General features: G+C 54.1%; 21 protein-coding genes. 9 read left to right on the forward strand and 12 right to left on the reverse strand.

Annotated features, from left to right (window positions below; all coding sequences use genetic code 11):
- Positions 1 to 50 precede the first annotated feature (50 nt).
- The 6 genes from GCD22_RS03665 to GCD22_RS03690 form a co-directional block, all read right to left on the reverse strand.
- Positions 51 to 254 (reverse strand): cold-shock protein, encoded by a 204-nt coding sequence (locus GCD22_RS03665; RefSeq protein WP_009564993.1) that lies wholly within the window; start codon positions 252 to 254, stop codon positions 51 to 53.
- A 105-nt stretch (positions 255 to 359) separates the two neighbouring features.
- Positions 360 to 1,748, reverse strand: coding sequence for a sigma-54 dependent transcriptional regulator (locus GCD22_RS03670; protein WP_081577177.1), 1,389 nt, complete (start codon positions 1,746 to 1,748; stop codon positions 360 to 362).
- 86 nt (positions 1,749 to 1,834) lie between these two features.
- Positions 1,835 to 3,991, reverse strand: a complete 2,157-nt coding sequence (locus tag GCD22_RS03675) for a primosomal protein N' (protein ID WP_024893996.1) — start codon at positions 3,989 to 3,991, stop codon at positions 1,835 to 1,837.
- A 235-nt stretch (positions 3,992 to 4,226) separates the two neighbouring features.
- Positions 4,227 to 5,129, reverse strand: coding sequence for a 4-hydroxybenzoate octaprenyltransferase (gene ubiA / locus GCD22_RS03680; RefSeq protein WP_024893995.1), 903 nt, complete (start codon positions 5,127 to 5,129; stop codon positions 4,227 to 4,229).
- Positions 5,129 to 5,641 (reverse strand): chorismate--pyruvate lyase family protein, encoded by a 513-nt coding sequence (locus GCD22_RS03685; RefSeq protein ID WP_031570402.1) that lies wholly within the window; start codon positions 5,639 to 5,641, stop codon positions 5,129 to 5,131. The genes ubiA and GCD22_RS03685 overlap by 1 nt, the downstream gene beginning before the upstream one ends.
- A 13-nt stretch (positions 5,642 to 5,654) precedes the next feature.
- Positions 5,655 to 6,239 carry a class I SAM-dependent methyltransferase gene (locus GCD22_RS03690; protein ID WP_081577176.1) on the reverse strand — a complete coding sequence of 195 codons (585 nt, stop codon included), beginning with the start codon at positions 6,237 to 6,239 and terminating at the stop codon, positions 5,655 to 5,657.
- A 181-nt stretch (positions 6,240 to 6,420) separates the two neighbouring features.
- Here GCD22_RS03690 and miaB point away from each other — a divergent pair, with 181 nt between their 5' ends.
- Genes miaB through lnt form a run of 5 tightly spaced genes read left to right on the forward strand, consistent with a single transcriptional unit; the run spans position 6,421 to position 11,646 of the window.
- The gene (miaB, locus tag GCD22_RS03695) at positions 6,421 to 7,776 is read left to right on the forward strand and encodes a tRNA (N6-isopentenyl adenosine(37)-C2)-methylthiotransferase MiaB (protein WP_081577175.1); all 1,356 of its coding nucleotides are present in this window, start codon (positions 6,421 to 6,423) and stop codon (positions 7,774 to 7,776) included.
- A 4-nt stretch (positions 7,777 to 7,780) separates the two neighbouring features.
- On the forward strand, positions 7,781 to 8,767 hold the full coding sequence (locus GCD22_RS03700; protein WP_077218182.1) for a PhoH family protein: 987 nt from the start codon (positions 7,781 to 7,783) through the stop codon (positions 8,765 to 8,767).
- Positions 8,764 to 9,261 carry an rRNA maturation RNase YbeY gene (gene ybeY / locus GCD22_RS03705; RefSeq protein WP_024893990.1) on the forward strand — a complete coding sequence of 166 codons (498 nt, stop codon included), beginning with the start codon at positions 8,764 to 8,766 and terminating at the stop codon, positions 9,259 to 9,261. The genes GCD22_RS03700 and ybeY overlap by 4 nt, the downstream gene beginning before the upstream one ends.
- Positions 9,254 to 10,129, forward strand: a complete 876-nt coding sequence (locus GCD22_RS03710) for a CorC family transporter (protein WP_010641994.1) — start codon at positions 9,254 to 9,256, stop codon at positions 10,127 to 10,129. Before ybeY ends, GCD22_RS03710 begins: the two co-directional genes overlap by 8 nt.
- Positions 10,126 to 11,646, forward strand: a complete 1,521-nt coding sequence (gene lnt, locus GCD22_RS03715) for an apolipoprotein N-acyltransferase (RefSeq protein WP_153940441.1) — start codon at positions 10,126 to 10,128, stop codon at positions 11,644 to 11,646. Before GCD22_RS03710 ends, lnt begins: the two co-directional genes overlap by 4 nt.
- Here the strand turns inward: lnt and pmbA are convergent.
- Positions 11,615 to 12,961: a metalloprotease PmbA gene (gene pmbA, locus GCD22_RS03720; protein WP_081577174.1), complete on the reverse strand. Its 1,347-nt coding sequence runs from the start codon at positions 12,959 to 12,961 to the stop codon at positions 11,615 to 11,617. The genes lnt and pmbA overlap by 32 nt on opposite strands.
- A 116-nt stretch (positions 12,962 to 13,077) precedes the next feature.
- Positions 13,078 to 14,310 (reverse strand): IS256 family transposase, encoded by a 1,233-nt coding sequence (locus tag GCD22_RS03725; protein WP_306670500.1) that lies wholly within the window; start codon positions 14,308 to 14,310, stop codon positions 13,078 to 13,080.
- 439 nt (positions 14,311 to 14,749) lie between these two features.
- Here GCD22_RS03725 and GCD22_RS03730 point away from each other — a divergent pair, with 439 nt between their 5' ends.
- On the forward strand, positions 14,750 to 14,977 hold the full coding sequence (locus tag GCD22_RS03730; RefSeq protein WP_081577173.1) for a bacterioferritin-associated ferredoxin: 228 nt from the start codon (positions 14,750 to 14,752) through the stop codon (positions 14,975 to 14,977).
- Between the two features lie 49 nt (positions 14,978 to 15,026).
- A complete protein-coding gene (gene bfr / locus GCD22_RS03735; RefSeq protein ID WP_081577172.1) occupies positions 15,027 to 15,515 on the forward strand; it encodes a bacterioferritin in 489 nt (162 codons plus the stop codon).
- Here bfr and GCD22_RS03740 read toward each other — a convergent pair.
- Together GCD22_RS03740 and zigA are read right to left on the reverse strand one after the other, a co-directional pair.
- Positions 15,512 to 16,174: a DUF1826 domain-containing protein gene (locus GCD22_RS03740; protein ID WP_081577171.1), complete on the reverse strand. Its 663-nt coding sequence runs from the start codon at positions 16,172 to 16,174 to the stop codon at positions 15,512 to 15,514. The genes bfr and GCD22_RS03740 overlap by 4 nt on opposite strands.
- A 9-nt stretch (positions 16,175 to 16,183) precedes the next feature.
- Positions 16,184 to 17,383 carry a zinc metallochaperone GTPase ZigA gene (zigA, locus tag GCD22_RS03745; RefSeq protein ID WP_081577170.1) on the reverse strand — a complete coding sequence of 400 codons (1,200 nt, stop codon included), beginning with the start codon at positions 17,381 to 17,383 and terminating at the stop codon, positions 16,184 to 16,186.
- 273 nt (positions 17,384 to 17,656) lie between these two features.
- Between zigA and GCD22_RS03750 the strand changes: the two genes are divergently transcribed.
- A complete protein-coding gene (locus tag GCD22_RS03750; protein ID WP_081577169.1) occupies positions 17,657 to 17,926 on the forward strand; it encodes a hypothetical protein in 270 nt (89 codons plus the stop codon).
- A gap of 92 nt (positions 17,927 to 18,018) precedes the next feature.
- On the opposite strand, the gene GCD22_RS03755 is transcribed toward GCD22_RS03750, so the two are convergent.
- On the reverse strand, positions 18,019 to 18,189 hold the full coding sequence (locus GCD22_RS03755) for a hypothetical protein (RefSeq protein ID WP_153940442.1): 171 nt from the start codon (positions 18,187 to 18,189) through the stop codon (positions 18,019 to 18,021).
- A 173-nt stretch (positions 18,190 to 18,362) separates the two neighbouring features.
- Here GCD22_RS03755 and GCD22_RS03760 point away from each other — a divergent pair, with 173 nt between their 5' ends.
- Positions 18,363 to 18,554, forward strand: a complete 192-nt coding sequence (locus GCD22_RS03760; protein WP_024893984.1) for a hypothetical protein — start codon at positions 18,363 to 18,365, stop codon at positions 18,552 to 18,554.
- A gap of 37 nt (positions 18,555 to 18,591) precedes the next feature.
- Here GCD22_RS03760 and GCD22_RS03765 read toward each other — a convergent pair whose 3' ends face one another.
- Positions 18,592 to 19,128, reverse strand: a complete 537-nt coding sequence (locus GCD22_RS03765; RefSeq protein WP_140391011.1) for a carbohydrate porin — start codon at positions 19,126 to 19,128, stop codon at positions 18,592 to 18,594.
- Positions 19,129 to 19,183: the final 55 nt, after the last annotated feature.

Consider the following 19,183-nt stretch of genomic DNA (forward strand, 5'->3'; position numbering starts at 1 on the left):
AATATAAAAACCGGATGCGCGAAACATCCGGTTTTAACGCTGAGCCCTAATTAAGCCCGGCGGACCTTTTCGGCCTGCAGACCTTTGGGTCCACGAGTGACTTCAAAGTTGACCCTTTCACCTTCAGCCAGGGTTTTGAAACCCGTACCTTCAATGGCGGAATGGTGCACAAACACGTCTTCCTTACCATCTTCAGGTGTAATGAAACCAAATCCCTTACTGTCATTGAACCACTTCACTGTACCAACCGCCATTTCACACCCCAAAATAATCAAAAATAGCCCAACCGGCTACTTTCAAGAATAGCATATACCTGCCCCTGCGCAAGTTGCTATGCTGATCAGCCTGTTAGCGTATATTCAGCTTTTGGAAATGCCGTGTTTTTCCATCAGGCGATATAAAGACACCCGCGAAATGCCCAGCTGGCGGGCAGCCATGCTGACGCTGCCGCGACTTTGTGCCAGTGCTCCACGAATACTACTGGCTTCGGCACTGTCACGGGCTTCATTCAGGGTGACCTGCATGCGTGAATTGGTGCGCCGCTCCAGACCTAAATCAACCAGTGAAATCAGGAATTTTTCACACATGACCATGGCTCGACGGACACGATTGATGAGTTCCCGGATATTGCCCGGCCAGTCATAATGATTCATGGCATGGAGTGCTTCTTCGCTGAATCCTTTGACTCGATGTGCTTTTTCATCCGAAAAGCGCGTGAATATATATTGCGCCAACAAGGGAATGTCACCCACACGATCACGCAAAGGCGGCATTTTTATCTGCAACACATTCAAGCGGTAGTAAAGGTCCTGTCGGAAACGTCCGTCCTTGATGGCTGCTTCCAGATTAATATGGGTGGCAGCGAGCACGCGGACATTGACTTCTATATCCTGACGGCCACCAACGCGGTGAATGGTTTTTTCCTGTAAAAAACGCAGCAGATTGGTTTGCAGGTCCATCGGCAAGTCGCCAATTTCGTCCAGAAAAAGGGTTCCGTCAGTGGCAGACTCAATGCGTCCGATTTTGCGTTCATGGGCACCGGTAAAAGAACCTTTTTCATGCCCGAATAATTCTGATTGAATCAGGTTGGCAGGAAGAGCACCACAATTGACGGCTATAAAGGGCCCTTCTTTACGCGTGGACCTTTCATGAATAGCTTGAGCTGTCAGTTCTTTGCCCGTCCCGCTTTCGCCCGTGATGAGAACGGGCGCTTCTACGCCAGCGACTTTGCGAATTTCCTGATAGATTTTCTGCATCTGGTCACTGGCGCCAACCATCTGGCTTTCGGGATGATGGTGAAGATCCCACTGTCCGCCCTGAAAGGTGTCAGCCGTCATTTCTGCCATTCCAAATGCGTGTCCCAAGGTGATGGACAGACGCAGGGCATCTAAAGGCAAGGTGTGATAATCATAAAATGCGCTACCAATCAGCTGACGGAAAGCCGGTTGTTCAGCGGCATTGGGGGGGATCAAGGCAATCCATTTCAGCATGGTGGACTGGGCGAGCATCAGTTCGACACGATGCGCATGATCCACGAACTCTTTCTGGCTGAAGCCGACTACGCCAACCAGCGCGCCGCTTTTGCTGGCGTATTGGGGAGCCTCTGCTAAAGAGGGTGCATAAATGATACTCCAGCCTTCTTCTTTCAAAATTCCTGTAGAGGCAGCAATGATCTCTTTTTCACCCACATACAATACACTGCGTTCTATTGACGGATCGGAGAGTTTGAGCTTGGCATTTTTGGGCATGTTTACTCCTTCGAATTTGTTACGAGTGTCGCATAAATTTCACGCATACCCAAAATATATAGGCGCTTTTACCCATCACGCCGGAATCAAAGCATGAATTGCGGGTCGACATCGACAAACCAGCGCACCCTCCGGGCTTCTGGCAGCTGCTGGCAGCAGGGTAACCAGGTTTTAAGAGCCTTCTGCATGATCTGGCGGGTGGGTGCTTCCACCCACAGTTCAGCGCGCTCAAAACCGGCCCGTCTTTCCAGCAGTGCAGGCTGCGGTCCGCTGATTACCAGCGAATCGGGAGCGCAGGCTTTTGCCGCTTCCAGAAAGGCCTGAATGGCTGCCCGTTGATGGGCTTCAGCACACATCAGCGTCAGGGCTGTGCCGGGAGGAAGACTTGCTTGCAGGCGTTCTTCCAGGAGTAAGCGGGCGGCTTGCTGATAGTCTCCCTCACTGAGTTTCTGGATCAGGGGATGATGGGGCAGGTGTGTTTGCAGAAGGACTCGTCCGGGTCGGTCTTCGCGACCCGCCCGTCCCGCCACTTGCAGAACCATCTGCAGCAAGCGCTCGGGAGCCCGAAAATCGGCACTGAACAGGCCCTGATCGGTGTTGACGATGCCGACCAGGGTGACGGCTGGAAAATGATGGCCTTTGGCGAGCATTTGCGTGCCAACCAGGATGGCAGGTTGGTTTTGATGGATTTGCTCCAGTACGGCGGAAAAAGCCTCCCGACCGGGTAATGCATCCCGATCAATCCGCCAGACTGGCGTATCGGGAAAGCGTTGGCGCAGGACTTCTTCCAGTTGCTCGGTTCCCTGTCCGGCAGTGATCAGCGCAGTACTGTGGCATTCCGGACAGTCTTCAGGCCAGCGTGACTCGTATCCGCAGTGGTGACAGCGCAGGCGTTGCTGGTGGCGGTGCCAGGTGAGGGCGGCACTACAGCGTGGGCAGTGCAGGACATGGCCACAATCATGGCAGAGTACGGCGGGTGCATAACCCCGCCGGTTCAAAAACAGCAGGACCTGATTTCCCGCCGCGAGCGTTTCTGAGCAGGCGTTCAGAAGATCACTGGAGAGCCCCCCCTGAAGATATTGGCGGCGAAGAGCAACAATCGTGATGCCCGGCAGGGGCGCGTTGGTAGCGCGTTGCCGTAATTGCAGACTTTGATAACGTCCCTGCTGGACATTGTAGAGACTTTCCAGAGAGGGCGTGGCCGAACCGAGAATGACCGGAATATTCTCCAGTTTGGCCCGCTGAATGGCCATGTCCCGGGCGGAATAGTGCCAGCCCCGATGTTGCTTGAAAGAGGGATCATGTTCTTCATCAATGACAATACAGGCCAGCTGCGGCATGGGCACAAAAAGAGTGGAGCGGGTGCCGATGAGCAGTTGAATATGCCCCATGGCCGCCAATGCCCAGATGCGCAAACGTTCGGTGTCGGTCTGGGCGGAATGCAGTGCGGCGACCGCTGCCTTGCCAAAGCGGGCCTGACAGCGTGCCAGCAGCTGTGGGGTAAGACCGATTTCCGGGACGAGAATAAGCACCTGCCGACCGGCTTCCAGATGGGGACGGATTGTTTCGAAGTAGACTTCGGTTTTGCCGCTTCCGGTAACGCCATCCAGCAGCCAGCACGTAAAGCCTTGGGTAGCCCGTAATTGGGTGATGGCAATGCGCTGCTCTGCATTCAGAGGGTAGGGAAGCGGTTGCACAGTTACCCGGGGAGCGGGAAGAGTGAGGGCTTCTACCCAGCCGTTGTGAAGTGCCTGGCGAAGGACCGGACGTAAACGTGCTGGTACTTCTGTTTCAGCAGTAGGGCTTGAGGTGCTGAGCACGGTTATCAGGGCTTCCTGCAGTTTGCCGGGACGGGCAGGCGTCTGTTCATGCCGGGTGAGTTGATAAGCCTGTGCTGCGGGCCTTGGCAAAGGCCGACCCTGACGGAGTAGCGCTGGGAGGGCGGCAGCCCAGACATCGCCCAGGGGATGCTGGTAATAATGCGCACCAAAATTCAGAAGCTGCTGCAGAGATTCCGGCAGCAGGGGCCGCGTATCGAGAACAGCCTCGATGGGTTTCAGGGTGATTTCTGGTGGACAGTGGTCATATCCCACCAGAATACCAATACGGCTTTTTTGACCAAAAGGGACACGCAGGCGTACGCCGGGAGGCAGGCGTTCCGGGTTTTCCGGCAGGGCATAGGAAAATATCCGGGGCAGATGCCCCAAAACAGCCACTTGCAGGCAGGCCGTCGCAGCGGGCATTAAAGTTGCCCACAAGTTCTGTGGATAAGTCTGTGCATGGACCTCAGGAAAACTCGCATATGCCTAGTGCTTCAAGACCTTAGCCGGCTTGCCCAAAAAAGTGGCAAGGATAAATAATAAATGAAAACAATTAGATGATGACTTTCAACAACAACTTAACGGTGCTGCTCTGGCTTTTGTCGGTTTATGAGTAAACTGTGTATAAGTTTTTCAAAAACGCACAAGATGCTCCGTTTCAGCCCCAGGCTCCCGGTATGGGCAAGCTGCTTGATGGCGCTAAACCGGCCACTATTCCCCAAAACAGCACCAGCCCAATCCAGTTGTTGTGCAGAAAAGCACGAAAAGCCAGATCTCTGTCTCCCCCCAGCAAGCTCTGTTCATAAATGCCGAGAAGCAGCACCAGGAGCAAGGCAATCCAAAAGGGCCAGTACATTTGCGTGCTGACGCCAATGCCGACAAATATGCATAGCATGGTCAGTTGCAGACCGGCGATGATATGACGATCCCAGCGGCCAAACAAAATGGCCGTAGATTTGATACCGGCCTTCAGATCATCCGGACGATCCGCCATGGCATAGGCCGTATCATAGGCGACCACCCAGCAGGCATTGGCGAGCATCAGCCACCAGCCAATAGCCGGAACGGTCCCTGTGCTTGCCGCAAAGGCCATGGGAATACCAAAGGAAAAGGCAATGCCCAGATAAGCCTGGGGAAGATGGGTGAAGCGTTTGAACAGGGGATAGGTAATGGTAATGAATACCGCGCCACCTGCCAAAGCCAGACTGAGCAGATTCAAAAAGGGCAATAAAGCCGCAGCCATCAGGCAGAGCAATACAAAAAGACGTAAAGCTGAAGCGGGACTGATAAGTCCTGCTGCCAGTGGTCGGTGCCGGGTGCGTGCTACCTGTTTATCAAAATCCCGATCAAAATAATCATTGATGACACAGCCTGCCGAGCGCATAAGCCATGTTCCCAGGGTAAAAATCACAAACAGGCGCAGGGAAGGCGTCCCTTTGGCCGCCAGCCAGAGTCCCCAATAAGTTGGCCAGAGCAATAACAGCGTACCAATGGGGCGGTCCATGCGCATCAGCGCCAGATAGGCGGAAAAACGCTGACGAAACGGGATGAAATCATTCATCAGCGTCGACCTCGACCCGCCCAAGGGGGTAAGTCCGGCAGGAAATGTTCTTCAACCAACACTTCAGTATGACCCCGGCGTAAAATGGAGCGTCGTCGCCAGGCGCGTTGGCCGAAGCGCGGCAAGGCCTCCATGGTGATGGAGGAACGGCGCAAGCGGCGATGCCGGAACAGAGTATTGCCGATGGGACGGGAACCATGGCGCGCCAGGGGAAGCAGACCATGGCGCAGACCGCAAAGCGGTATGGTGGTCATAGCCCATATGGCGGGCCGATCCGGATTACCAGCGTGGAGAAGGACTTCCCGCCAGAAAATTCGCTCGCCCCGCTTTAAATGCAGGAGCCGCTGTTCACTATAAGTCGGTTTCCGGCGTCCACTCCCCATAAGCAGCGCCGTGACCCGATGGGTATGACCATAGGCGCGCTGCAGTGCTGCAGTCAGCGATGCCGGGAGCGCCAACCAGGGCCATAAATGCCTGGGCGCATGATTCAGTGCTGCGGTTTTGTAAGCCATGATTCGGGGCAAATCAGACCGAACCTTTGCCGTGAAAAATAAACTGATCAATGCGGGCGGGAGGTAAATTGCGCAGCACCATGGCGGGGCGTCCGCGCCGGAATTCAGTGGGCAAGCCCTGGCAGGAACTGCGGAAATGATAGGTGAACTGAATAAATACCGTGCCCTGCTGGCTGACTGCCGGCAGTTGCTGAAAAATACGATCGACGATTTCCCGGGGAATGGTGCGCAGCGGCAGGCTGGAAACAATAGCCCGGACCTTGCCACGATGGGCAATCATTTCCTGGAGTCGCGCAGCATCGCCTTCGATGACTTCCAGTTGCGGAAACAGGTGGCGCAGATGGCGGACCATCGTTGGCGCCTGTTCCACCAACACCAGATCACTGGCATCTATACCCCGGGCGAGCAGGGCCTTGGTGACCGGCCCCATGCCGGGTCCGAGTTCAATCACCAGTCCCGGTCCGTCTGGGACCATGGCGGCCATGCGTCTGGCGAGAAAAGGAGAGCTGGGCAGTACCGCGCCTATGGCCTGGGGGTCGCGTAAAAACTCGCGGGTAAAGTGCCAAGCCTGGGATGCCGGCCCGGAAGATCTGGACATGGATTTTCTCCACCGGATAAAGGGCAATGCACGGATTTGCGCAGAACCCATATGAACGGTCAATACTCTAGCATGGGCGGCATGCAGAGCGAAACTGAGCGAAACTGAGCGAAACAGGGCCCTTGTCAATCCGGGTTGCTGGCCCTATCATCGTGATAAGGCCGCTTTTTCCGGAACTGCATTGCAAAATCTGTTTATTAAAACCTACGGTTGTCAGATGAATGAATATGACTCCGAGCGCATGGCGGATCTGCTGGCGCAGAGTCATGGACTGAAATTGGTAGACGATCCCCAGCAGGCTGATGTGCTTTTGCTCAATACCTGTTCCATTCGCGAAAAAGCTGAAGATAAAGTATTCACCCAATTGGGATTCTGGCGTCCGTTCAAGGAAAAACGTCCGGAAGTGATTATTGGCGTGGGAGGCTGTGTAGCCAGTCAGGAGGGCGCAAAATTGCGTCGTCGTGCCCCTTACGTCGATCTGGTGTTTGGTCCTCAGACCCTGCACCGTCTGCCCGATCTGCTCGATGCCTGTGTGGCTGAACGTCATCCTCAGGTGGATGTGGATTTTCCGGTTCTCGAAAAATTTGACCGTCTGCCCCAGCGTCCCGGTCGCGATGGTGCCACGGCTTTCCTGACCATTCAGGAAGGCTGCGACAAGTTTTGTACATTTTGTGTGGTACCCCATACCCGGGGACGGGAATACAGCCGTCCCATGCCCGATATTATCCGTGAGGCACGCAGTCTGGTCGATCAGGGGGTGCGTGAAATCACCTTGTTGGGGCAAAACGTCAACGCGTATCGCGGCGCGACGGGCCTGATTGGTGAGGGCGGCCTTGCCGAATTGCTGGAAAGGCTTGCCCGTATTCCGGGTTTGCTGCGCCTGCGTTACACCACTTCTCATCCCAGTAATCTGGATGATGACCTGATTGCCGCTCACGGTTCTATCGAAAAACTGGCTCCGCACTTACATTTACCGGTGCAGAGCGGCTCAGACCGGATTTTGCGGCGCATGCACCGCAAGCATAGTGTCGAGCAATATCTGGAAAAAATTGCTCGCCTGCGGGCGGCGCGTCCGGGTATACAGATTTCATCAGATTTCATCGTCGGATTTCCGGGTGAAAGCGAGGCAGATTTTGCGGCCACCATGGACTTGATTGAGGCCGTGCGTTTCGACCAGTCCTACTCCTTCAAATACAGTCAGCGGCCCAATACCCCCGCCCTGAAACTCAAGGACAGTGTCCCCGAAGCCGAAAAAGATGCCCGTCTCGCCATTTTGCAGACACGTATCAACGGCTTGGCCCAAGCCTACGCCCAGAGTCTGGTGGGGACACGTCAGGCGGTATTGATTACCGGCCCTTCGCGCCGTGATCCGCGTGAAGTGACCGGAAAAACCGCCTGCAACCGCTCGGTCAATCTGCCCGGCAACCCTGACTGGGCAGGACAAATGATGAATATAGAAATTACGACCGCTTTGCCGAATAGCCTGCGTGGTCGTCTGACGCAGTCCAATCCTGCGGCACATCGTCTTGCCGTATAATCCCATGGAGCCTCCCAGTAAGAATCCCGCCATCTGTCATGGTGATTTTATCGCTGAGCAGGCCAGCGCCGCTGACTTGTCGGAAATGGCCGGCGAACTGGACAGTCATCTGCGGCAACTGGAATCCCGGCTGGGTGTCGTCATTCTCCCGCGTGGGGAACGTTTTCATATTACCGGTCCACAAGCGGCGGTGCAGGCCGCAAAAACCGTTCTGGCAGAGCTTCATGCTCAGGTCGTTCAGGGCCGGAAGCTTTCCAGCCACTGGGTGCATCAATGTATTCAGCGTGTTCAGGTGGAAGCCGAGTCTGAAACTCATGAAGTCTCGGAATCCCCAGGGGTGCAAACCCTCAAAGGGACCATTCGGGGTCGAGGATTGCGTCAACGCCGCTATCTGGATTCCATCCGCCATAATGACCTGACTTTTGGCATCGGTCCGGCCGGTACGGGAAAAACCTATCTGGCCGTCGCAGCGGCCGTCGAGCAGATCGAACGCAATCAGGTACGCCGCCTGGTGTTGGTGCGTCCCGCCGTCGAAGCCGGTGAACGGCTGGGTTTCCTGCCCGGGTCTTTAAGTGAAAAAGTGGATCCCTATTTGCGCCCCCTCTACGACGCCCTGCATGAAATGATCGGTTACGAGAAGGTGGCAAAACTCATCGAGCGGCAAATCATTGAAGTGGCTCCGCTGGCTTACATGCGCGGTCGGACGCTCAACGACGCCTTTATCATTCTCGACGAGGCCCAGAATACGACGCCGGAGCAGATGAAAATGTTTTTGACCCGTATGGGTTTCGGTGCAAAAGTAGTCGTCACTGGCGACGTCACCCAGATTGACCTTCCGCGTGGCCAGCTTTCCGGTCTGGTCCAGGTGCTGGATGTGCTGGATGCCATGCCGGGCGTGGAAATGGTCTTTTTTGAAAGTGCCGATGTGGTCCGGCACCCGCTCGTGGCCCGCATTATCCAGGCTTATGATCGCTTTGGGGATAAGGCATGAGCGGACTTTATCTGCGTCTATCTGCGGATGATTCCGTGGAGCCAGCTTCTATTCCTTCCCGCAACCAGGCCAGGACTGCCATTCTTCAGGCGCTGACGGTTGCGACTCCGCGATCCCCGGACGCAGGGCGCATGGCCGAAATCTCCCTCGCCTTTGTGAGTAATGCCGAAATCACCCGATTGAATGCCCACTATCGGCAGCAGGAAAAACCGACCAATTGTCTATCTTTTCCCCAGGATCCCCTGCCTCCAGTGTTCCGCCGCGACCTGTTGGGCGATATTGTGATAGCCCCGGCCGTGGTGCTTCAGGAAGCGGCCGAGCAGGGGAAAACTTTGTTGAATCATTATCGTCACTTGCTGATTCACAGTACCTTGCATTTGTTGGGCTATGACCATGTCGAAGACCACGAAGCACTGATCATGGAACAACTGGAAACCCGATTGCTGGCTGAAATGGGTGTGGCCGACCCTTACCTGAACCAAATACATGAGTGAAGATCGAAGTACCCAGGAGCGCCCACGGAGTTGGTGGGCGCGCTTTACCCAGTCCCTGCGCGGCAATGTGGAAGATCAGGATAGTTTGCTGGATCTGATCCGGGAGGCTGGCGAGCGTCAGGTGATTGATGCCGAAGCGGCACGCATGGTGGATGGGATTTTCCGGATGGGCGAATTGACCGTCCGTGACGTGATGATTCCCCGCGCTCAGATGGAAGTGATTGAGATGGATATGCCATTGCCGGAAATCATCGCCAGGGTTTCGGAAGTCGGGCACTCGCGTTTTCCGGTGGTGGGAGAGGATCGCGACGACGTGCGCGGCATCCTACTGGCCAAGGATTTGCTCCAGGCCTGTCGTTCGGGCATGTCCTTGCCGCGCTTGGGAGAATTGTTACGACCGGCGACGTTTATTCCCGAAAGCAAGCATCTGGATCACCTGCTCTATGAGTTTCGCACAGGTCGCCACCACATGGCGGTGGTGGTTGATGAATATGGCGGGGTGGCCGGCCTTATTACCATTGAGGATGTGCTGGAAATCATCGTCGGGGAAATTGAAGACGAATATGACATTGACGAAGATGTCATGATAGCCTCACGGGAAGATGGTGACTTTCTGGTGAATGCGCTGATTCCCCTGGAGGATTTCAATGAACATTTTGTGGCGCATCTGGCAGATGAACACGCGGACACCCTGGGTGGCTGGGTGGCTACGCGTCTCGGGCATGTGCCGAGGGTGGGCGAAGTGATTGAGGAGGGTAATTTGCGACTGGAAGTGTTAAGAGCCGATCGACGCCGGGTACAAATTGTCCGGGTGTCTCCTCCGCGCAGTGCAGCGCTGCCCGAATCGCCCGATCAGGATAGTGCATGATTCAGGATTCCATCAAAACATGGGCGTTTCCTTTGCGGCTTCTGGCCGCATTAATTTTGGGTGTGCTCTGGCCTTTGGCTTTTGCCCCTTTTAATGCCTGGTTTCTCGCTATCATTCTGCTATTTGCGCTGTTCTGGTTGGCTACCACAGCTGAACGTCCCCGGCGGGCTGCCGCTTTGGGGTACGCTTTTGGTTTCGGGGCATTTTGTAGCGGAGTCAGCTGGATATCCGTCACCCTGCACAATTTTGCCCATATGGACTGGCTACTTGCGGGTGGGGCGGTAGCGCTGCTGGCGGCTTATTGCGCCATTTATCCAGCTTTGGCCCTATGGCTGGCTATCCGTTTTTTTCGGGGAAATGCGCGTCTTGTCGCCTTACCGGTGTTGTGGATATTTGCGGAATGGTGTCGAGCCCGGTTCTTCACGGGCTTCCCCTGGCTGGCCACAGGATATACGCAGACCCATGTTTTTTTGGGTGGTTTCTCCGCCTGGCTGGGGCAGTATGGGGTCGGGCTCGCCACCGCCGGTTTTGCCACTATTTTGTTATGGATGTTGCGCGAATCCTCATCCAGACGGGCACTGCTCGGCGGCGTTTCTGCCTTGCTGGTGCTTTCCGGATTGGCTCTGGCGGCAGGGTCAGTCAGCTTCACCCATCCCGTCGGGCACAAGCTTCGGGTTAGCCTGGTGCAGGGTAATATTCCCATCACCGAAAAATGGAATACTGCAGCCATCAGCGAGATACTGCACCATTACGTACAACTGATTTTGCAGACGCCCAAAAATAGCCAGCTGGTGGTTTTGCCGGAAACCGCCTTTCCCATTTTTCAGACGGAAATTCCTCAACTGATTAGTCAGTTACAGGAATGGTCGGCGCGGAATCACAAGATTCTGATTATCGGCATTCCCGAGTTGGCAGATGGCAAATACTACAACGCTGCCATGGAAATTGACGGGAAAGCCCCCCTGCGCTGGTACCAGAAAGAACATCTGGTGCCTTTTGGTGAATATATTCCCTTGCCGCACCTGCTGGGTCCTCTGGTCCACCACTTTTTACCGGGTCTGGGGAGTTTTTCCTTTGGGCATGGTCCTTATGTCCTGCCTGTAGACGGACAAAAGGCTGGCATGACCATTTGTTATGAAGAATCTTTTTCCCGTGATGTCCGTAAGGGGGTCAGAGAAGGGGCGACTTTTTTACTCAATATCAGTGATTATGCCTGGTATGGGCATAGTATTGCTGCCGCCCAGAGTATGCAGATGGCTGCCATGCAGTCCCGTCAGGAGCAGAAACCGGATGTGCGCGATACCAATACCGGTATCACCACGCTGATTTCTCCCCAGGGCGAAATCCGCACCCAGCTTCCGCAATTTGTGGTGGGCACGCTGAACGGCTCGGTGCAGCCCATGGCCGGAGAGACTCCCTATGGTCGTTGGGGGAGTCTGCCCTACCTGCTACTGAGTGCTTTGCTCATGCTTTTGGCCATAGGGGTTACTCGCCGGCAATCATCATCTCGTCAATGAGAATGGAAGAACAGCCGGTGTTGCCATGGATAAGCAGGTCGTTGCCGACCATCTGCATACCCTTGAACATGGCCTGCAGGCTCCCCGCAATGGTGATCTCCTCAACCGGATATTGAATCTCGCCATTTTCTATCCAGAAGCCGGCGGCACCGCGTGAATAGTCGCCGGTGACCATATTGATCCCAAAACCGATCAGTTCGGTGACCAGTAAACCCCGTCCCATTTCCCGGATCATTTCCTGCAGTGATCGGCTGCCGGGCTCCAGGGTCAGATTGTGGACACCTCCGGCATTTCCGGTGGTCGCCATCTGCAACTTGCGGCCACTGTAACTGTCGAGGATGTATCCCTGCAGAATGCCTTCGGAAATAATGTCGCGATTGCAGGTGGCTACGCCTTCCGAGTCAAAGCTGGCACTGCCCAGCCCCTTGGGGCGCAAAGGTTCTTCATAAATGCGAATATGTTCCGGAAACAGGGTCTTGCCCAGGCTGTCCAACAGAAAGGAACTTTTACGATATAGACTGCCACCACTGATGGCACTGGCCAGGTGTCCAAGGATGCTGGAAGCCACCTGATTTTCAAAAATCACCGGTGCCCTGGTGGTGGGTAGCTTACGGGCATCCAGACGCCGCACCGCCCGTTCGGCGGCAATTTTGCCGATACTTTCCGGACTGGCCAATGCGCTGGCATTGCGGGCTACATCATACCAGTAGTCCCTTTGCATGCCGCCTTTCAGATCTTCGGCAATGACTGAGCAGGACAGGCTATGCTGGGACGATTGTCTTTTCCCCACAAAACCCAGACTGTTGGCGTAAACGGAAAGGCCTTCGCTGGTGCCCAGGCTTCCCCCTTCAGAATTGTGAATACGTGGATCACTATCACGGGCAGCCGCCTCGCAACGGCGTGCCAACTCTGCGGCCGTATCGGCGTCTATTGACCAGGGATGATAAAGATCCAGATCAGGGAACTCGCGGGCAAAAAGCTCCGGATCAGCCAGGCCCGAAAAGGGGTCTGCGGAGGTGTGACGGGCAATGGTGAGCGCGGCTTCCACGGTTTCGGCAATGGCCTTGCGCGAAAAATCCGAGGTGGAGGCACTACCTTTGGACTGCCCCAGGTAGACCGTCACACCCATTCCTTTATCCTGATTGTACTCAATGGATTCCACTTCACCGAGGCGGACGGTCACAGAAAGTCCCTTGCCCGTACTCGCTGCCGCTTCTGCTGCAGTTGCCCCCTGTTTGCGGGCGAGAACCAGAATATCCTCGCTGATCTGGCACAGGGTTTCGGCATTCAGGGTGGAATGGGGGGCTTGGCTCATGGGCTTGGGTCTCGCTGTGAATGAAAGAATCCCGACATCTTACTCCCAAGCCATCCGATGTAGAAAGAAAATGGAGCTATAGTCAAATCTGGTGTATGAGCATTTTCTGACATAGATCAGGCGGCGGTCTGTTGATCATCCGGCAGGGTGAGGTTAGCCGGTAAGCCATCGATAAATTTCACCCCTGCAAAAAGCTGCAGGACTTTCTCTGGAGCATAAATCCCAATCCAGCGTTTTTCAGCCTGCTGCAGCATCTTGAAACCCAATCCCAGAAAGCTGCTGCGTGATACACAGTTCTTCGTCCGGGTAGTCCGGTGGCGTACCGTAGCGAAGGTGGACTCAATGGCATTGGTGGTCCGGATATGCCGCCAGTGTTCGGCCGGAAAATCATAGAAAGCGAGCAATTCAGCCCGATCTTTTTCCAGTTTAGCCACGGCCTTGGGATACTTTGCCTGGTAATTGCGCACAAACACGTCCAGTGCTTTTTCCGCAGCCTGGCGATTGGCGGCCATCCAGATTTCCTGCAACGCTGCCTTGGCTTTGCTCTGTTGGGCTTTGGGAAGTTCGTTGAGAATGTTGGCGGTCTTATGCACCCAGCAGCGTTGCTGACCAGTTTCGGGATAGGCTTCATCCAGTGCGGCCCAAAACCCCATGGCACCATCCCCAATGGCGAGCAAAGGGGCCGCCTCCAGACCGCGCGCCTGCAGGTCACGCAGAATCTCCAGCCAGGAAGCTTTGGATTCGCGCAGGCCGTCACTGACACTGACCAGCTCTTTCTTGCCCTCTGCCGTCACGCCGATAATCACCAGCAGGCAGATACGCGGATCCTCCTCCGCACGGAGGTTCGTATAAATACCGTCTACCCACCAGTAAGCATAGCGCTTTCCCTGTAGGGAGCGGTGTTGCCAATGGGCATACTCTTGCGCCCACTCCGCCTTGAGACGTCCCAACACCGCAGGTGAAAGTCCCTTGGCCTCATCACCCAGCAAAATGGAAAGGGCTTCCTGCATGTGGCCGGAAGACACCCCATGCAGATAGAGCCAAGGTACTGTAGCGGCTACTGTTCGTGATTTGCGTACATACGGAGGCGCCAGTACCGAATTGAATTTGATCCCCGATCCTGAGCGGTCCCGCACCTTGGGTACTTTGACGGGTACCGGACCCAGAGCGGTCATGATCTCGCGCTCCGGCAGATGCCCATTACGCACGACCGCCTGACGCCCATCAACCATCCGCACCGTCGCAAATTCTTCCAGCAATACCGCCACCTCTGCCTCTATGGCCTGCTCAATCAGAGAGCGTGCCGCGCGTCGAAGTATCCCTTCAATGCCCAGACCCAACTCTCCCATCCCACCTGCTATTACGGTATTCTTTTCCACGGCGTACTCCTTATGTTGCTCTTTGAGTCGGAAACCCTTTGTAGCAACAGTACGCCACCTCATTCAAGCCAGTTGTAACGCGCCCGTACACCACTTTCGAGCATAGCTCAAGAAAATGACTGATGAATGACTGTTGAACCTAAAAAATGGCCGTTGGGTCTGCAGGCTTTTTGCTCCATTGTTCATTGCCTGTTGTTCTACGGCTCATCCTGCTGTCAGGAGAGAACTCGCCCTGCGGGCTCAGACAGCTCTCCTGACGGGCGCAGGATTTCGCCAAGAACAACAACGGCTCGAAACAAAAGTCGCTGCAAAGCCTGCAGACCCAACGGCCATTTTTTGGGGTAATGTTATTGACATGCATTATCATTTGCGTTTGAATGCTGTGTAAGAGCTTTTGATGAGAATAGCTATGTATATATGCCTATGTAACGTTGTCACCGAAAAAGACATTCATCAGGCAGTATGTGAAGGTGCCTGTTCCATGCGGGATCTACGCCAACAGTTAGGTGTGGCCTCCCAGTGCGGGCGTTGTGCGACTTGTGCCAAAGCGATTCTGGATCAGGAAACGCAGCATGCCAAAGCCATGCAATATCCCATGCATCAGCATTCCCGGTCTACACTCAAGCGTGCGGTCTAAACACTCATTTTCTAGTCCATTAAATTAACTATTCAACCAGGAGCGCGTCATGAAAGGGGATAAAAAAGTTATTCAGTTGTTGAACAAGGCACTGGCCATTGAGCTGACGGCCATTAATCAATATTTTCTGCATGCCCGCATGTACAAAAACTGGGGACTTTTTGCTTTGGGTAAGCATGAATATGCGGAATCCATTGAAGAAATGCAGCATGCCGACAAACTCATCGAACGTATTCTGTTTCTGGAAGGCCTACCCAATCTGCAGGACCTGAATAAATTACTCATCGGTGAAAATGTCGCTGAATGCTTGGCTTGTGACTTGAAACTGGAAGAAGCTGGCCGTGCCCATTATGTTGAGGCCATCCATTATTGTGAATCGGTCAAAGACTACGTCTCGCGTGACATTCTCGTCGAAATTCAGGAGCAGACTGAAGAGCATATTGACTGGCTGGAAACCCACATTGATCTGATCGACAAAATGGGTTTACCCAACTTTATGCAAACGGCCTCGGGTCCTTTGGGTGCTGGGGCCGATTAATCATTCCAAAGCGCATCCAGGGAAAGCGCAATGCGCATTTTCCCTGTGCTGCCCAGGGCCGGGGAACGATGTATGATCCCCTTTCCGGCATTGTTTTCCCAGGCCTCTCCTTTGAGCAGAGCGATGGCAAATGCGGGGACCTCCCCGATGCCGCGAGGATCGCGAATTAGCCCGGATTTCAGGTCCGCCAGTCCTCGGGATCCCTCTCCCAGTTTACTGCGATCCGCATAATCACTGCTTAGCCATTGCGTGCCCGGCCCTTTCCAGGTGCACAACAAACGGATTCCCGTAAAATCTGTATGGAATCTTGGGCACATAGCCCGATCGAGAACCATCAGGCGAAGCGCGATAGCGTCGCAACCGGTTAAATCGAAGTAAAGCTCCATCAGGAAGCGTATGTCTTTCAGTAAGAACTCCCGGCCGGATAAGTCGGGCAACAGCTCTGCAGGGAAAAGCGTTCCACGATTGAAGGATTGGCGAATTCCGCTGCCCAGATCATTTTCGGCGGCATCCAGATAATCCAGTATTTCCGGTTGTTGGGATCTTTGCATTATGCACAGCTGGACGTCCGTATCGAAAATGCTGACAAGATCGGCAAGTTGATCTACGAACAGTATTTCATCGGTTCCTGCACCTTGTTTTAATGTGGCTTGCGACATGGGAACTCCTCACCATTCCGGAAATGGGTCAACAAAACCATTCCATGCCGACGGACCCTGCTGCCACTCTGCATCGGTAAGCAAGCAATCGCTCAGAGATTGACGGATCTTGTCTTCATCCATGTTTTGTCCGATAAAAACCAGCTCCTGGCGGCGGTCGCCCCATTCTCCCTGAAAATGTTTCTCGATAGCCTGGCGTTCTTCAGGATCTTTAGGCCAGTATTTTTTGGGGGTGTCGGCCCACCATTGTCCGGCCGCTTGATGTCGGAAAATTCCCCCGGCCTGAGACCAGAGTCCTGCGACATCCGGCCGGCTCGCTAACCAGAAAAATCCCTTGCTGCGTAATACGCTGTCCCAATTCTGATGCATCAAGTCCCAGAATCGTTGCGGATGAAAGGGGCGGCGAGCGGCAAAATGAAAACTGCCAATACCATATTCCGTACTTTCAGGAATATGTTCCCCGCGCATTTCCATCAACCATCCGGGGGCCTGGCTGGCTTCTTCAAAGTCAAAAAGACCGGTTTGCAGTACGCGACTGACAGGAACCCGACCAAACTCGGAAATTTCAATGCGCGCCCGAGGATTGAGCGCATTCAAAATAGCCATCAAGCTCTGCTGTTCTTCCGGGCTGATGAGGCCCACCTTGTTCAACACCAGCACATTGCAGAATTCAATCTGCTCAATCAGGAGGTCGGTAATGGTGCGCTCATCTTCTGCGCCCAGTGACTCTCCACGATCGCGCAATAATTGAGCGTCGGCATATTCCCGTAGAAAGTTATAGGCATCCACGACCGTCACCATGGTATCCAGGCGCGCCAACTGTGACAGTGAGCTGCCTTGTTCATCCTCAAATGTGAAGGTTTCGGCGACGGGCAAAGGCTCAGAAATCCCCGTGGATTCAATTACCAATTGGTCAAAACGCCCTTCTTTTGCCAATAAGGCCACCTCCTCAAGCAAATCTTCCCGGAGCGTGCAGCAGATGCAGCCATTGGACATTTCAACGACTTTTTCTTCCGTGCGTGATAGTTGCGCGCCCCCTTCACGGACCAGGGCGGCATCAATATTGATTTCACTCATGTCATTGACAATTACTGCGACACGCCGGTCTTCCCGGTTGTGCAGGATATGGTTGAGGAGCGTGGTTTTGCCGGCACCGAGAAAACCCGACAACACGGTGACGGGAAGGGGAGTGGTGGAGAGCTGGGACATGGTAAATCCTCACAATGATAACTGAAACGGCATGCCATAATATGCAACTAAGTTGCACATAACAACATGGGAATCCTGTGCAGGTCAAGCGAGGAGAACACAAAGCGCCCTCTTTTGTTGCCAAAGTCGCGGCAGGCCTCCGGGCTGACAGCCGGCTGGGTTCCATTTGCAGAGGTGTGGATATTACTGGTATTGACTACACAAATGATAATCGTTTACATTAATAACCAGTGGTTGTGCTGTTTTGTCTATAAGACTTTCAAGGAGACGAATATGCTGAAAGAAGTACTCGCCCATGTGCGCCAATATCCGGGCATCACTCTGGAGTCGTTGATTGATTTACATGCTGCCGATGCGGAGTACATGTCCGCATTGCTGGCTAAACTCACCAAAAATGGTCAGTTGCTGGCGATGGAAACCGGCTGTGCAGAAAGTGGCCGTTGTCGGGAAGGCGGCAATAAACCATCCCGCATCTGCTTTTTTTGTTCGGCTGTGGATAAGGCCAACCTGGAATACAGCCAGTCCGTGATGTTGCATTCCTGAACAGAGCCTGTTTTTTATGGGCCTTATGACATTTTTTGTGGGTGTTGGTTTTTCCGCAGACTGTTTGCCTGCTCCGAAGGCATAGTCAAACATCAATTATGTCGGTCGGAAATCATGGGAAACCTGAGCTGAACAATGACTTTTTCTTCACGACGCGCCAGCATATGGCGATTGGTAGCCTGAATGAGGCTACCTTTTTTATGGTCCGCGAGCGTAACGGGTTTTAATCTTAGGTTTTCCTGGTCGGAGCGTATGGTGGCCATCAATGGGCAATTTTCCACAAAAAGCGCTGGTGTGCTGCTCCGTGTGGCATTAAAGCCAATAGTAAGGTTAGGGTATAATTAAAATTGTAGCGAGCTAACTGAATTTCTATTTTGTTACTGGTCTTGCAAAGAATTAAGATTAATGATGTGTTAATCGACACAGGAGATCGATAATGGATATGCATTCAATGAGCATGCAGGCGATGACCAACAGCATGCATTATATTTCTGATGGGCAAACCGCTGCGGGGATCATAGTGACGGGTTTGATTGCCTTTGCTTTTTTTGGGTTGGCTGCAGCGCTGTTCATGCGCGCTGCGCGTGCCGAGGCAAAAAAAGAAGCACAAGAGGCAAGCAAGCACTAAAAGCGATGATGCTATTTAGAAACCTGCTGTTTGGTTTTCAAGCGTGCAAATGATAGTGCCAACCCAGTCGGATAATGGCGACGAAGGCATTTGGGAGGGTGTACCCGGGCCCATTGGCGCCGGGGTTGATGATATATTGCAGGTCGGGTTGGATATACAAATCCTTGAAAACGGGCTGTTTGAAGTTCACTTCCAGACTGGTTTCTGCAGCCCCCGTATTCGAACCGGATTGGCGTTGCCAGGCGCGGGCCATGCCCAGGCTCAGGGTAGAGCCGGGTGAATCCGGAATGAAATGTCGCAGCCGCAATCCTGCGCCCACATAGGCATTCACCGGCGAAACGGCTGCAGCATTGGGGGCTCCGCCACCTTGCAGGAAGACCCCCCAGGTCATCTGATCGGCTTTCCAGCGATACTCGGCGGTACCGTAAAATCCGCCCTGACTGGTAGAAGAACCGATGCCAATATTTTGGGTGAGGTAAGGGCCGTAGATGTGGTTGTAATAGCCTCCGGCCTTGAGCATCGCCGTGCCAGGACCGACGGGAATGCTTTGGTCGACTTCACCATAATAAATCATTCCGTCACTGCCCCAGGGCGCACGGAAAGGATGGACGCCATCCGCACCAAACGCG

Origin of the sequence: Acidithiobacillus thiooxidans ATCC 19377 (assembly GCF_009662475.1) — a bacterium.
GTDB lineage: Bacteria > Pseudomonadota > Gammaproteobacteria > Acidithiobacillales > Acidithiobacillaceae > Acidithiobacillus > Acidithiobacillus thiooxidans.

Bases quoted from the DNA above. Each gene is read 5' to 3' on its own strand.
- GCD22_RS03665 (WP_009564993.1), bottom strand. From the start codon at position 254: ATGGCGGTTGGTACAGTGAAGTGGTTCAATGACAGTAAGGGATTTGGT.
- GCD22_RS03670 (WP_081577177.1), bottom strand. From the start codon at position 1,748: ATGCCCAAAAATGCCAAGCTCAAACTCTCCGATCCGTCAATAGAACGC.
- GCD22_RS03675 (WP_024893996.1), bottom strand. From the start codon at position 3,991: ATGCCCGCTGCGACGGCCTGCCTGCAAGTGGCTGTTTTGGGGCATCTG.
- ubiA (WP_024893995.1), bottom strand. From the start codon at position 5,129: ATGAATGATTTCATCCCGTTTCGTCAGCGTTTTTCCGCCTATCTGGCG.
- GCD22_RS03685 (WP_031570402.1), bottom strand. From the start codon at position 5,641: ATGGCTTACAAAACCGCAGCACTGAATCATGCGCCCAGGCATTTATGG.
- GCD22_RS03690 (WP_081577176.1), bottom strand. From the start codon at position 6,239: ATGTCCAGATCTTCCGGGCCGGCATCCCAGGCTTGGCACTTTACCCGC.
- GCD22_RS03700 (WP_077218182.1), top strand. From the start codon at position 7,781: ATGGAGCCTCCCAGTAAGAATCCCGCCATCTGTCATGGTGATTTTATC.
- ybeY (WP_024893990.1), top strand. From the start codon at position 8,764: ATGAGCGGACTTTATCTGCGTCTATCTGCGGATGATTCCGTGGAGCCA.
- GCD22_RS03710 (WP_010641994.1), top strand. From the start codon at position 9,254: ATGAGTGAAGATCGAAGTACCCAGGAGCGCCCACGGAGTTGGTGGGCG.
- lnt (WP_153940441.1), top strand. From the start codon at position 10,126: ATGATTCAGGATTCCATCAAAACATGGGCGTTTCCTTTGCGGCTTCTG.
- pmbA (WP_081577174.1), bottom strand. From the start codon at position 12,961: ATGAGCCAAGCCCCCCATTCCACCCTGAATGCCGAAACCCTGTGCCAG.
- GCD22_RS03725 (WP_306670500.1), bottom strand. From the start codon at position 14,310: ATGGGAGAGTTGGGTCTGGGCATTGAAGGGATACTTCGACGCGCGGCA.
- GCD22_RS03730 (WP_081577173.1), top strand. From the start codon at position 14,750: ATGTATATATGCCTATGTAACGTTGTCACCGAAAAAGACATTCATCAG.
- bfr (WP_081577172.1), top strand. From the start codon at position 15,027: ATGAAAGGGGATAAAAAAGTTATTCAGTTGTTGAACAAGGCACTGGCC.
- GCD22_RS03740 (WP_081577171.1), bottom strand. From the start codon at position 16,174: ATGTCGCAAGCCACATTAAAACAAGGTGCAGGAACCGATGAAATACTG.
- zigA (WP_081577170.1), bottom strand. From the start codon at position 17,383: ATGTCCCAGCTCTCCACCACTCCCCTTCCCGTCACCGTGTTGTCGGGT.
- GCD22_RS03750 (WP_081577169.1), top strand. From the start codon at position 17,657: ATGCTGAAAGAAGTACTCGCCCATGTGCGCCAATATCCGGGCATCACT.
- GCD22_RS03755 (WP_153940442.1), bottom strand. From the start codon at position 18,189: ATGGCCACCATACGCTCCGACCAGGAAAACCTAAGATTAAAACCCGTT.
- GCD22_RS03760 (WP_024893984.1), top strand. From the start codon at position 18,363: ATGGATATGCATTCAATGAGCATGCAGGCGATGACCAACAGCATGCAT.
- GCD22_RS03765 (WP_140391011.1), bottom strand. From the start codon at position 19,128: ATGATTTATTATGGTGAAGTCGACCAAAGCATTCCCGTCGGTCCTGGC.